This window comes from Novosphingobium organovorum, from assembly GCF_022832435.1.
Lineage (GTDB): Bacteria > Pseudomonadota > Alphaproteobacteria > Sphingomonadales > Sphingomonadaceae > Novosphingobium > Novosphingobium organovorum.
The window spans coordinates 21,330-33,817 of sequence record NZ_JALHLF010000039.1; the positions used below are offsets into that span (position 1 = coordinate 21,330).

Annotated in this window: 12 protein-coding genes; 5 read left to right on the forward strand and 7 right to left on the reverse strand. The window is 68.0% G+C overall.

Annotated features, from left to right (window positions below; all coding sequences use genetic code 11):
• Positions 1 to 15 precede the first annotated feature (15 nt).
• The 6 genes from MTR62_RS11280 to MTR62_RS11305 form a co-directional block, all read right to left on the reverse strand.
• Entirely contained in the window at positions 16 to 867 is an 852-nt protein-coding gene (locus tag MTR62_RS11280; protein ID WP_244020890.1) for a LysR family transcriptional regulator, read from the reverse strand.
• Between the two features lie 334 nt (positions 868 to 1,201).
• On the reverse strand, positions 1,202 to 1,633 hold the full coding sequence (locus MTR62_RS11285; protein ID WP_244020891.1) for a hypothetical protein: 432 nt from the start codon (positions 1,631 to 1,633) through the stop codon (positions 1,202 to 1,204).
• A gap of 226 nt (positions 1,634 to 1,859) precedes the next feature.
• Positions 1,860 to 2,699 carry a hypothetical protein gene (locus tag MTR62_RS11290; RefSeq protein ID WP_244020893.1) on the reverse strand — a complete coding sequence of 280 codons (840 nt, stop codon included), beginning with the start codon at positions 2,697 to 2,699 and terminating at the stop codon, positions 1,860 to 1,862.
• Entirely contained in the window at positions 2,696 to 4,048 is a 1,353-nt protein-coding gene (locus MTR62_RS11295; protein ID WP_244020894.1) for a lipopolysaccharide biosynthesis protein, read from the reverse strand. Before MTR62_RS11295 ends, MTR62_RS11290 begins: the two co-directional genes overlap by 4 nt.
• On the reverse strand, positions 4,048 to 4,812 hold the full coding sequence (locus MTR62_RS11300) for a nucleoside/nucleotide kinase family protein (RefSeq protein WP_244020896.1): 765 nt from the start codon (positions 4,810 to 4,812) through the stop codon (positions 4,048 to 4,050). Before MTR62_RS11300 ends, MTR62_RS11295 begins: the two co-directional genes overlap by 1 nt.
• A gap of 13 nt (positions 4,813 to 4,825) precedes the next feature.
• A complete protein-coding gene (locus MTR62_RS11305) occupies positions 4,826 to 5,626 on the reverse strand; it encodes a nucleoside/nucleotide kinase family protein (protein ID WP_244020897.1) in 801 nt (266 codons plus the stop codon).
• A gap of 244 nt (positions 5,627 to 5,870) precedes the next feature.
• Between MTR62_RS11305 and MTR62_RS11310 the strand changes: the two genes are divergently transcribed.
• The 4 genes from MTR62_RS11310 (at position 5,871) to MTR62_RS11325 (ending at position 11,060) form a co-directional block, all read left to right on the forward strand.
• On the forward strand, positions 5,871 to 6,539 hold the full coding sequence (locus tag MTR62_RS11310; RefSeq protein ID WP_244020899.1) for a response regulator transcription factor: 669 nt from the start codon (positions 5,871 to 5,873) through the stop codon (positions 6,537 to 6,539).
• Complete coding sequence (locus MTR62_RS11315) at positions 6,536 to 7,921, forward strand: sensor histidine kinase (protein ID WP_244020901.1); 1,386 nt, start codon at positions 6,536 to 6,538, stop codon at positions 7,919 to 7,921. The genes MTR62_RS11310 and MTR62_RS11315 overlap by 4 nt, the downstream gene beginning before the upstream one ends.
• A gap of 74 nt (positions 7,922 to 7,995) precedes the next feature.
• A complete protein-coding gene (locus MTR62_RS11320; protein ID WP_244020911.1) occupies positions 7,996 to 10,332 on the forward strand; it encodes a penicillin acylase family protein in 2,337 nt (778 codons plus the stop codon).
• Positions 10,333 to 10,370: 38 nt separating this feature from the next.
• Positions 10,371 to 11,060: a 2'-5' RNA ligase family protein gene (locus MTR62_RS11325; protein WP_244020913.1), complete on the forward strand. Its 690-nt coding sequence runs from the start codon at positions 10,371 to 10,373 to the stop codon at positions 11,058 to 11,060.
• 13 nt (positions 11,061 to 11,073) lie between these two features.
• On the opposite strand, the gene MTR62_RS11330 is transcribed toward MTR62_RS11325, so the two are convergent.
• A complete protein-coding gene (locus MTR62_RS11330) occupies positions 11,074 to 11,820 on the reverse strand; it encodes a 2OG-Fe dioxygenase family protein (RefSeq protein WP_244020916.1) in 747 nt (248 codons plus the stop codon).
• A 337-nt stretch (positions 11,821 to 12,157) separates the two neighbouring features.
• Here MTR62_RS11330 and MTR62_RS11335 point away from each other — a divergent pair.
• On the forward strand, positions 12,158 to 12,488 hold a 331-nt coding region (locus MTR62_RS11335; protein ID WP_244020917.1), incomplete at its 3' end, for an STN domain-containing protein.

A 12,488-nucleotide genomic window follows, 5' to 3' on the forward strand; every position in this document is an offset into this window, starting at 1 on the left:
TCAGGCCAATCCCGATCACGCTGGCGGCAGGTCGAGCGCGGCGCGCAGGCCTTCGCGCAGGCACGCCATGACCTCAGGATCGATCCGCGCGGAATGGACGAGATAGGCGGGATAGGGAAACTGCGGGCTTTCGGGCACCAGCCGCAGCCGTCCCGATTCGAGCCACGGGCCGATATAGCCCATGCGGAAATAGGCGCTGCCACCCGCCGCCAGCAGGTATTCGAGCGCCAGCGGACCGTAGTTCATCGCCACCTGCGCCTCGCCCTGTTCGGGGAAGGCAGCGCGAAAACTGGCGTCGAACTCACGCCCCCAGTCGACTTCGACATAGGGCAGATCCGCAGCCGGCTGGTCAGGCCCGGCGGTGGTGACGTGGACGAGCCGTTCCTCGACCAGCAGTTCGGTCACCACGCCCGGCCGCTGGGGCGCGGCGTAGAGCACGGCAAGGTCGATCGCGCCCGCCTGGACCTGCTGCATCAGCGCTTCGGGCGGGGCGATGCGCAGGCGCAGCGCAATGCCGGGATATTCGCGCCGCATCCATTCGAGCCAGCGCCCGAGCAGCGGATTCCACAAGCTCAGTTCCGATCCCACGGTGATCGCGGTCTCGGCCCCTTCGGGCAGCGCGACCGCGCGCCGCGCGTTTTCCCAGGTCTGCACCAGCGCGGTGGCAAAGCGGGTGAACTGCTCGCCCGCACGGGTCGGCCTGACCCCGCTCTTGGTGCGTTCGAACACCGGATAGCCCAGCTGCTCCTCAAGCACACGAATGCGCGCGCTGACCGCCGCCTGGGTCAGGTTGAGTGTCTGCGCCGCGCCCACGAAACTGCCCGTGCGCGCCACTTCCAGAAATGTCCTGGCCGCTGCAATGTCCATAACGTCCCACCCGCCCGCATGCCCGACGCGAAGGCCGGGCTCGGGTCTATTCCGATTGCCCTGATCGCTAGAGCCTAAACGGGCCGCCCTGTCCATCGCAAGCGGGCACAAAGGATCCCACCTGTCACCTCCCCGGGGGGTCGAGCGCGTCCAGAGGCGCTAGGGAGGGACAGGCGGGATCGACGGGGCCACCCTTGCGGGTTCCGGTAGCCCCGGGAGGACGGTTTGACGGCACCACCAGGGCCGCAAAAGGAAAAGAGACCCTCGAGGCCGCATCGCGCACACATGCCAAGAGTCGTGCGCGCGGGGCCTCGAGGGCCAGGGCGGAAGAAAGTCAGCTGCGCTGCTCAGTGCTGCGCACGACGCGCACCGCCGACACCTTTCCGCCCGCAAGATCGAGCGCGACGTCCCACGTCGCGTAGGAAGCCGAATATTGCTCGGCGCCGAGCAGGTCGCGGTAATAGCAACGCAGTTGCGAGGCGTTCGCGTCCACGCTGTCGCACTGCGCACCCGCGCGGCGCAGGAGCGCGCGCGCGTCCTCTACCGCGCTGCCCGCCGGCACCGCCTGGCGGACCTGATCGTACCCGGCGAAAATAGCGCCGCTGTCACCGAACCGACGCTCGAACGTGTGGAAATCAAGCGCAGGGTTCGCCGCAGCCATCGCCGAAAACGGGATCGAAGCCAGAACGGCCGCCGCAAGGGAAAGGGACGACAGGATTTTCATGAGTGCCTCCGCGCCGGCCAGTGCCGGGCAACGCCGTTCCATCTAGACCTTGAAGCGATCCGCGCAACGACATTAATTTGGTGGCTGTCATAGAACATTTTTGCCCCCGCCCGTTCGCCGGACGGCCTCCCAGCCCGGATGGCCGGAGCAGTCCGGAGCGGTTTTCGATCAGATTGCATCGGATCGACCGCTCTCGATTTTTGTTTTGACGCATTTTCTGAACCGTCAGGTGATTCCACCTGACTGGAAAATGCTCTAACCCGGCGGATCAGGCGGGGGAAGCGGGATAGCGCGTAACGAGCGCGGCGATCCGCTTGCGGATATCCTCGGGCACCAGAACGGTATCACGATCGTAGTCGCGCTGGCCCTTGACGCTCTGGAGCACCAGCTCGTCGTGCAGGCTGCCCATCAGGCCGTTGATCGCGCTCAGGAAGCGCGACATGCGGTAAGCATCCTCGCGGCCCGTGAGCGTGCGCAGCGCGTCGTAATGGGAGACCTGACGGCTGACCACCTTGCGCATGTTGTGGAAGGTGTGCGCGGACAGTTCGCGCTGGTCAAGCCAGCGCCTGAGACGCGCCATCTCGGCCTGACGGAAGGCGAGGAATCCCGCCGCATCGTCGAGCCGTGCGCACTCGACCTCGCGCCGAATCAGCGCCCAGCCCACCCGGCTGACCAACACGCGCAGCAGCAACGCATAGCGCAGCGTTGCCGCACGACGCCGATTGCGCAAGGCGTCCTGCAAATGGCCCAGCGCCACCACGGTCAAACGAAACAACATCGGGGAACGGTGGCGACGCTCGTAGTTTGCGAAGGCAAAGCGCAGCTGCTTGTAGCTCGCGCGGATCTGCTTGTAATGCACCCGCTCTTCGTTCGAGAGCGTACCCAGCGTCAGCAGGCGGTCGATATAGCGGCGCAGTGCCATGCGGTCTGCACCCTGCTCCCAGAAATGCAGGCACAGCGTGAAGCAGGCGTGCATCTGCTGCGCGTCGCAATCAAGCGGAATGCTTTCGGGCAGACTGGTGTCGGGATCGACCACGTCGTTCATGTCGACCGCCCAGGCGAACGCCTCGAGCGGGGTTGCCCGCGGGTCGCGGTGGGTCGCGTTCACGCCTCGCTCTCCTTCATCGCGGCAAAGGGAATTCCCGCGCGCCGCCGGTAGGCGCCGATCGTGGGGACAAGCATGAACAATGCCTTGAGCCCCACTCCGCCGACGTAGGCGAGCCCCGCCCCGATCAGCCCGAAGCCGTGAATCATCGCCACCAGCAACACCCCGTAGCCAAGCGCCGCGGCCGTCTGCGCAACCAGCGCCGCACGCTGGCGGTGCGCCATGTAGAGCAGGCTTTCGAGCGGGAAGCTGGCCATCGTGACGATCAGCGATCCGGTCATGATCTGGAGCAGATCGAACGCGGCGACATAGCGCGCGCCGAACACCAAGCCGATCACCGGCGCGCCGCCCACCATGACGAGAAGCAGCAGGCCGAGCCCGACCGCGCCCGAAATGAAGGCGCTGCGCAGCGCCAGCTGCCAGGGATGGCGGCTGGTCGGATCAAGCCGCATGATCTCGGGGTAGAAGCTGCGCGCGAGCAGGTCGGCCGGCTTGCTCGCCGAATCGAAGAAGGTCGTCGCCACCTTGAACAGGCCCGCGCCCGTCGGGCCGAGCAGGCCGCCGACGATGAGGTTGCTGAGCGGTCCCCAGGCGGCCCAGACCGAGTGCGCGATATTGGTCGTCCACACGAAGTCCCAGGCCTTCGACAGCCGCCGTGCGGGCTCGAACAGGCCGGGACGAAGCGCGCCCGCGATCCCTCGCCGACGCAGTTCGGCAAAGGACATCACCCACAAGCTGAGATCGCCCGCGAGATCGGCCACGTACCAGGTCAGCGCAAAGCCCGCGAAACCAAAGTGGCCGAAATAGGAAATCGCCCCGCCCAGCGCGCGCAGCACCGGGGTGACGAGCTGCTGCCCGGCGATCTGGTCGAACCGGTCGAACACGCGCAGGATGCCCGAAGGCGTCGCTGCGGTCATCGTCGGGATCAGCGTGCAGTAGAACAGCGCGAGCGACAGGTCCTCGGGCGCGATGCCGAGCCAGGGCGCCAGAAAAGGCAGCAGCACCAGTCCCCCGACAAGGCCCACCAGCCCGCTTGCCAGGTCCAGCCCGAAAGCAAAGCCAGTGACGTCACGCAGTTCCTCGATGTCCCCGCGCTCGAGCGCGGGGGCACCATAGCGCACGATCAACTGCCAGGTCTGGAACTTGACCAGCGCGCCGACCCCGTTGGCGTAGGAGTGGATCAGCACCAGCGTGCCGAACAGCGCTGGCGTCAATCCGCGCCCGGCGCAGGCGAGCGCGACGAGCCCGAACAGCGCCCCGCCGATCTTGCCCGAAAACAGGAACGAGGCGTTACGCAGAATCGAGCGAAACACTCCGTCGCGAAACCAGTGCCCGATTGCGAGGCGCGCCATTATGCGCCGCTCCCGGCAGAGGCCGGCGCGGTGCCCTGTCGCAGGCCGAAACGCTGCGCGATAGCTTCGCGCGCGGCGGCGATCACGTCCTCGAGCGGCCGGGTGGAATCGAGATCGACGATCGGCGCGCCGTTGAAGCTGAGATGCGGAAGATTCGCAATCTTGCCCGCAAGCGCACCGGGACGGTGATCGGGCTTGCGCGCGCAGGCAACGTCCAGCGGCACGTTGAGGCGCAGCACGAGGTCGGGCACGGTGGCGGTCATCGCCTCGAAACGGCGTCGCTCGTCACGCGAGAACCAGCCGACCAAGCCTGTCTTGGCCGCCGCATCGAGCCCAGGGCCATCCATTGCACCGGGCATCGCCAGCTGGGGAAAACGGTCGGCAATAATCCAGTTGCCCGCCGCGCGCAGGCTCAGCATACGCGCAAAGCGGCGCGAACGGCGCAGCACGAACATCCAGATCACGAACGCGGCCAGCCCGTCCGGCCCCTTGTCCGAATTCGCCTTCTTGGCGCGCGACTGCACCGTCTTGTCCACCCGCTTGCCCAGCAGCGGGAGCTTGGCAAGCGAACGCCCGACATTGCCCGACTGCTTGCCCAGGTGGCAGATCTGCGTGGGGGCATACCCCGAGAGCCAGGCGCACAGCGCCTCGGTCACGGTCGACTTGCCCGAACCGTCGCACCCCACCACCGCGATCAGTGGCGGCGGCGTGCGCCCCGGTGCACGAGAGGCGGGATCAGCATTGGCCTTGGAAACGTCATTCATCGCAAAAAGGGCTTCAAGCAGTCATTCCGTAACGACCCAGCACCCCCAGCACGGTGTCCAGCACCTCGTTATAAGGTCGGCTGGCATCGACGTCGACGATCGGCGCCCCGCCGAAGGTCAGCTTCGGAATGACACCCATCTTCTTCTCGAGCAGCGCGCGCTTGTGGTCGGGCTTGCGGTTCATGGCCGTGTCGACATCGACATTCAGGCGAATGACGAGAGTCGGACGGATGGCCGCCATGTGCTCGTAGAGCGAGTGCTCCCAACGCGCAAGCTGCTCGACCGCTCTGGAACCCTTGCGGGTCCAGACCAGCCCCGGCCCGTCGAACGAACCGGCGATTTCGGCCTGCGGAAAACGGTCGGTCACCACCTGCACGCCCAGCGCGCGCAGGCCCACCAGCTTGCGGAACCGGCGCATGCGCGCCAGCGAGAAGGCGAACATGACGAGCGCGGTGGCCAGCCCCGGCAGGCGCTTTTCGGGATTGTCGTGCGCCTTGTTCGCCTTTTGCGAGAGGAAGCGTTCTGCGACCCGGCCGATCAGCGGCAGCCGGGCGATGCGCAGGCCCAGCTCGCCCGTTCCCAGCCCCAGGTAGACCGAAGTCGTCGGGCTGTGGCGATCGAGCAAGGAGACCAGGTCCCGCGCCAGCGTGGACTTGCCCGAACCATCGCACCCGACGAGCGCGACGCAAGGGGCCGGTCCCTGACGAAAGGACCCGGTCTCGGGGTTGCGATGCGCCTCGGGGATGGGGGGGGAGGAGGCGACATCGCGGGCATCGGGCGACACGAAGTCGCGCGAAAAGTTGTGATACGACATATTTTTCTTGGCCTTGGCTGTCGCCTGTGCAAGTCTTCGGTTTGCTTCGGCGCGGGCACTTCTGACGTGAGCCAGCCCCTACGCTGCCAAGCTGACGCCAAGCTGAAGCCAGACATTTTTCTTTACAGTTTTGTTACAGTGGCCTTCCCTGACCGCGCGTGACGGTGGCTCTGGCCGATTTGACGCGCCCGGCGCGCTCGCCTAGCGCTAAGCCTTCCGTCCCATCCGTTCAGGAGCCCTGCCCGTGCCCCGCCTGCTGGTTGCCGAAGACGACGCCGACCTTGGCCCGGCGATGAAACGGGCGCTCCAGCTCGACGGCTACGTGATCGACCTGTTCGCCCGGGGCGAGGATGCGCTCGCCGCGCTCGAGGGCGATCACTACGATGTCGCGCTGCTCGACATCGGGCTGCCCGGCCTTTCCGGGCTCGACGTGCTGAGCACCATCCGCCGCGCGGGCGACACCACCCCGGTCATCATCATCACCGCCTTCGACCGCACCCGCCAGCGCATCGCCGGGCTCGACGCGGGCGCGGACGATTACGTCGTCAAGCCCTTCGACCTGGAAGAGCTTGCCGCGCGCATCCGCTCGCAGCTGCGCCGCCAGGAGCACCGCACGCTCGACCGGCTCGAGGTGGGCGAGGTCACGCTGGACCTGTCGGGCCATATCGCCACGCGCGCGGGCGAACCCGTGCCGGTGACCGCCAAGGAATACCGCGTGCTGGCCCTGCTGATGCGCCGCGCCCGCCGCTTCGTCTCGAAAGCCGACCTCGAAAGCGAACTTTACGACCAGGAAAACTGGGTCGAATCAAACACCATCGAAGTCGCCATTTCCTCGCTTCGGCGCAAGTTCGGCCGCGAATTCATCCGCACCGCGCGCGGCCTTGGCTACATGGTCGGTGCCCGCGAGCCATGAGCAAGACCGCGCTCAGCACCAAGCTGTTCCGCCGCCTGCTGCTGCTGCTGGCGCTATCGGGCCTGGGCATGGGGGCGATCCTCATCACCGTGGCCGACCGCGCGATCGACCAGGCCTCGGACGCGCAGCTGATCAACGCCTCGCACCTGCTCTACATGATGATGCAGGACGAACTGGCCGCGGGCGTCCTGATCGATCAGGGCCGGGACAACCCGCAGCACACCGCGAGCCTGCTCAGCTCGGAGGACCGCAACGCCTTTCGCGCCTCCTACGACTGGTGCATGTTCGCGGTGTTCTGGGAAAACCGTCCGATCGCGCGCTCGAGCTGGGGCCCGGCGATCGAGCGGGTGCCCCGTGCGCTTGGCCTCCACACCTTTTCCGACGGCGAAGTGCAATGGCGCAGCTATGGCCTCGTCGGGCGCGATCCGCGACTGCGTATCGTGGTTGCCGAACGCACCAGCATTCGCAGCATCTCGCTGGCGCCCGCGCTGCACAAGCTGATCGTGCCGATGGTCCTGCTGGTCGGTTCGGGCGTGGTCGTGCTGTGGTGCACGCTGCGCACCAGTCTCTACATCGTCGAACGCCTCGCGCAGAGCATCAACGCACGCTCGCTCGCCGATCTCACCCCGCTCGACGCACAGGAATGGTCGCGCGATCTCAACCCGCTGATCACCGCGCTCAACAAGCTCTTCGCGCGGCTCGACCAGGCCTACGAGCGCGAGCAGGCCTTCACCGACGATGTCGCCCACGAACTGCGCACCCCGCTCGCCACCATCCGCACCCAGGCCCAGCTGATCGGCCGCACGCTGCCCAAAGGGCACGAGAACGACATGGGCGTGCTGATCGGCGCGGTCGACCGCGCCAACGCTCTCATCGACGGCATGCTCACGCTCGCCCGGCTCGACGCGACCAAGGTCGCGCGCCGCTCGATCGACGTGCACGCAGTGGTTGCCGACGTGGTGGCCGAAGTCATGCTCGACCTGCCCGCCGATGCGTTCGAGTTCACCGTCAGCCCCGAACACGTCGTGCGCTGGCCCTGCGACGGAGCGCTGCTGCGCATCGCGCTGGCCGCGCTGATCGACAACGCGGTGCACCACGCGCGCGACGGGCAGAGCGTGGACATCGCCATCGTGCGCACCGCCGAGCGGCTCGACATCACCATCGGCGACCGTGGTCCGGGCATTCCCGCCCAGGAACGCGAGCGCCTGCTGCGCCGCTTCGAACGCGGCCCCGCCTCGAGCCGGTCGGGCCGGGGCAGCGGCCTGGGCCTGTCGATCGCGAGCAAGGCGCTGGGCCTGGCGGGAGGGACGATCCACCTGGCCGACCGGCCCGACGGCCAGGGCCTGCTCGTCGTGCTGCGCCTTCCTGCGCCGGGCGATTGAAGGGCCGCGCCTTGCGGGAAAATCGCACGCGGCGGCCTTGCCTCGCGGCGGGCGGGCGCATAGCACACCCGTCGATGACGCGTTCGCTTCCCCTGCTCGCCGCCGTGCTGCTGACCAGCGCCGGCACCGCTCACGCCGCTGCCGCGCCCGCGCCGGGGGCCCTCGCCGAACGCGCCCGCTGGGCCTGCGAAGCCGCCGCGGTGACGATCACCCGCGACGACTGGGGCATCGCCCACGTTCACGGCAAGAGCGATGCCGATGCGGTGTTCGGCGCGATCTACGCGCAGGCCNGGGCCCTCGCCGAACGCGCCCGCTGGGCCTGCGAAGCCGCCGCGGTGACGATCACCCGCGACGACTGGGGCATCGCCCACGTTCACGGCAAGAGCGATGCCGATGCGGTGTTCGGCGCGATCTACGCGCAGGCCGAGGACGACTTCGACCGGATCGAGATGAACTACCTCACCGCACTCGGCCGCACCGCCGAGGCCGAGGGTGAAAGCGCGATCTGGCAGGACCTGCGCCAGCGCCTCTACGTCGATCCGGCCGCGCTCCAGGCGCAGTACAAGGAAAGCCCCACCTGGTTGCGCGCGCTGATGGACGCCTGGGCCGACGGGCTCAACGCCTACCTCGCCGACCATCCCGAGGTCCACCCCAAGGTGCTCACCCGGTTCGAGCCGTGGATGGCGCTGTCCTTCACCGAGGGCAGCATCGGGGGCGACATCGAACGCTCGATCCCGCTTACCGCGCTCCAGGGCTTCTACGAACACCGCCAGATCCCGCCCACCGCGCTCGAGACCGGCGCGATCCAGCGCGAACCGAGCGGCTCGAACGGCATTGCGATCGCGCCCGCGAACACCGCCGATGGCCACGCGCTCCTGCTCATCAATCCGCACACCAGCTTCTACTTCCGCTCCGAGCTCCAGATGACCAGCGACGAAGGGCTCGATGCCTATGGCGCGAGCACCTGGGGGCAGTTCTTCATCTACCAGGGCTTCAACCCCAGGGTCGGCTGGATGCACACCTCCTCGGGCATCGACAACATCGACAGCTTTGAAGAAACCATCGTGCGCCAGGGCAGCAAGCTGTTCTACCGCTACGGCAAGGAGCTGCGCCCGGTCGGCCAGAGCGCGGTCACGCTGGCCTACCGCAGCGCCGATGGCACGCTGGCGCAGCGCCGCTTCACCGTCTACCGCACCCACCACGGCCCGATCGTCGCGGGGCGGGGGGACACCTGGACCGCGCAGGCGCTGATGTGGAAGCCGATCCCCGCGCTCGAACAGTCCTGGCTGCGCACCAAGACCGGCGATCTGGCAAGCTACCTGAAGGTCGCCGAGCTCAAGGCCAACTCCTCCAACGACACCATCTTCGCCGACGCCAAGGGCGAGATCGCCTATCTCCACCCTCAGTTCGTGCCCGAGCGCGACGACCGCTTCGACTACACCAAACCCGTCGACGGCGCCGATCCGGCGACCGACTGGAAGGGGCTGCACCCGCTCGACACCCTGCCCGCCGCGATCGACCCCAAGGTGGGCTGGGTTCACAACACCAACGACTGGCCGTGGGACGCGGCCGGTCCCGACAGCCCCAAGGCGGCGGACTTTCCCAGGTACATGGACGAGTTCGGCCCCAACTACCGCGGCGTACACGCCGACGAAGTGCTGATGGGCAAGAGCAGCTTCACCCCGCAAAAGCTGATCGACGCGGCGTTCGACAGCCACCTGCCCGCCTTCGCGATGCTCGTGCCCCATCTGCTGGCCGATTACGACGCGCTGCCCGCCCGCGCGCCGCAGCGCGCCGCGCTCGCCGAACCGATCGGCGTGCTGCGCCGCTGGGACGAACGTTGGGGCTACGCCTCGCAGGCAACCACGCTCGCAGTGTTCTGGGGCGATACGCTGGGCGATGCCTACCGCGCCAAGGCCAAGGCGGCAAACCAGCAGCTGCCCGATTATATCGCCAAGTCGGTGCCGAGCGGGGAGCGCCTCGCCGCGCTGCAGGCGACGCTCGAGCGTCTCACCCGCGATTTCGGCACCTGGCGTGTGGCCTGGGGCGACGTCAACCGCTTCCAGCGGCTCGACGACACGATCAAGCCCCATTTCGACGATGCCAAGCCCAGCCTGCCGGTGCCCTTCGTCTCCTCGGTCTGGGGCTCGCTCGCCTCGTTCGGGGCCAAGCGCTACCCCAATACCACCAAGTACTACGGCACGAGCGGCAACAGCTTCGTCGCGGTGGTCGAATTCGGCCCCAGGGTGAAAGCCTGGGCGGTGACCGCGGGCGGCGAGAGCGGCGATCCGGCCTCGCCCCACTTCGCCGACGAGGCCCAGCTCTACGCCGACGGCAAGCTGCGCCCGGTCTACTTCTATCCCGAAGACCTTACCGGCCACGTCGAGCGCCGCTACCACCCCGGCGCCTGATGGGCGTCGCGTCCTCTCCCCCCGGCAAGGCCCCCCGCATGACCCTTCGCGCCTCGCTTTTCACCCTGTTCGCCGGCGTCGCCGCCGCCTTCGCCGCGCCGCATGCCGCCGATGCGCAGGAGAGCCTGAGCATCGACGTCTACGCCATCCCCTCGCGCACGATCGTCGCCACGGTGGCCGGCGAGAGCAAGGAGCTGGCCGCGCGCGGGATGACTACGTTCCAGGCCAAGGGGCAAGCGGTCCACGCCACGCTCTACCTCACCCGCTATCCGGCGAGCGCCGTGCCCGCGCTCAAGACCGCCATCGCCGCGCTGGCGCGCCGCCAGCACCGCTTTCCCATGGCGATCACCGGGACCGAACGCACCGCATCGAACTGGCTGTTCCTGACGGTGGAGCGCAGCGCGGCGCTGCAACGCCTCGCCGACGAGGTGACGCTCGCCGCCGAACCTTTGCGCGACCATGCGATCACGGCGCCCGCCTGGATGAGCCACTATCCCGAAAAGCTGCCCGCGTTCGAACGCTACGGCTCGCCCAACGTCTTCACCCAGTTCGAGCCGCACCTGACCCTGCTGGCAAACGAGACCAGCCCCGCGCTTGACGCCTATGTTGAGCAGACCCGCGCGCATCCCCCGCAAGGGACCGGCCTGGTCGAGGGGATCGGCATCGGACTGACTGACGCCAACGGTCAGATCGTGCGCACGCTCGCCGAGTACCGCTTCGCCGACTGAGGCCCCTGGTCGGTCAGGGCGCGGCGAACGTCACCACCAGCACGTCGCGAAACGCCGGGCGCTCGGGATCGAGCGGGTGGATCTCGGTCACCCCATGGCGGATGCGCCGATCGTCGAGCAGCACCGCATCGCCCGGCGCCTGAAGCAGGAACCGGCCGAGCGGCGCTCCGTCCGCATCACCGATCTCGGTCACGCCGTCGCGCACGTTTTCGCGCCGCACGAGCATCACGAAAACCCAGTCCACCCCGTCGCGGTGCATCCCCTCGGGCGTCGGGCGCCCGGCCTCTCCGCTCGAGGCTTCGATGCGAAACTGGTGGAATTCGACCTGCCAGGGCACCGCGTGCCCCGCTTCGTGGCCACTGGCCGCATCGATGCTCTGGAGGCACAGCGCAAAGATCGCCTGCGTTACCGGATGCGCGGCGATCGTCTCGCTGACCGGCGCGAACCAGCGCTGCACGTCGCCGTTGAGCGGGTTGTAGTCGCGGCTCTGGTAATGCGGCTGGTGGGCCTTGCGCACCAGCCCTGCCCCCTTGCGGGCAAAGGCGGCGTAGCGCCGGCGCCGGTAGCGCCCGCCATCGGCCATGTAGCGATCATCGCCCAGATCCTCCCACGAGGCGGCAAAGCCATCCCAACTGGCCATCGCCCCGGCGCCGATCAAACGCTGCGTGTCCTCGGCATCGAGCCGCACGAAAGCCTCTTCGTGCAACGCGCGGACCCGCTCGTCGGACCCCACGCGCCCCGGCTCGACGGCAGGCTCCACAGCAGGCTCGGCGGCAGGCCCGACCTCGGCCACGGACTCGAAAAGGGAACAGCGATCGCGCAAGCGGCAAACTCCAGACCACGCGGCCATCGCGCGATGGCCCGAAAGGCGCGCCATGGCCCAAAACCACCCCTCGTGCGAGCGAAAGTTGCGCCAGGCGCAGAGCCAAGGCGTGGCCTGGCGCTTGCCGGGCTTTGATTTTTTCCGATTCTTTTACTTGCCGCCTTTCCGGATTTGGGTTTCAATCGGGTTCTTCCTTCAACTCCAAACCGACGACATCGAGCATCGCCCGCGCCCCGCGCGACGCCCGAACCGTGAAGTGCGCAGGTCAGATCCCGTGTCGAAATTGCTGCGCATTGCGGGGATCGCCCTGGTCTGGAGCGCCGGCCAGCCCGCCCTTGTCCACGCGCAGGAGCGGCTGCCCGGCGCGGCCCATACCGCGCGCACCGCCGCCCGCCGGTTCGACATCGGCGAGCAGGATCTCGAAGGCGCGCTCCAGCAACTGGCGATGCAGAGCCGGCGGCAGATCATCTTCCCGCCCTCGCTCGCCAGCGGGCAACGCGCCCCCCGCGTCGCCGGAACGATGCCGCTGTCGCGCGCGCTCGACACGCTGCTGAGCCGCAGCAACCTCACCTACCGCCTGCTGGGCGACGGGGTGATCGTGATCG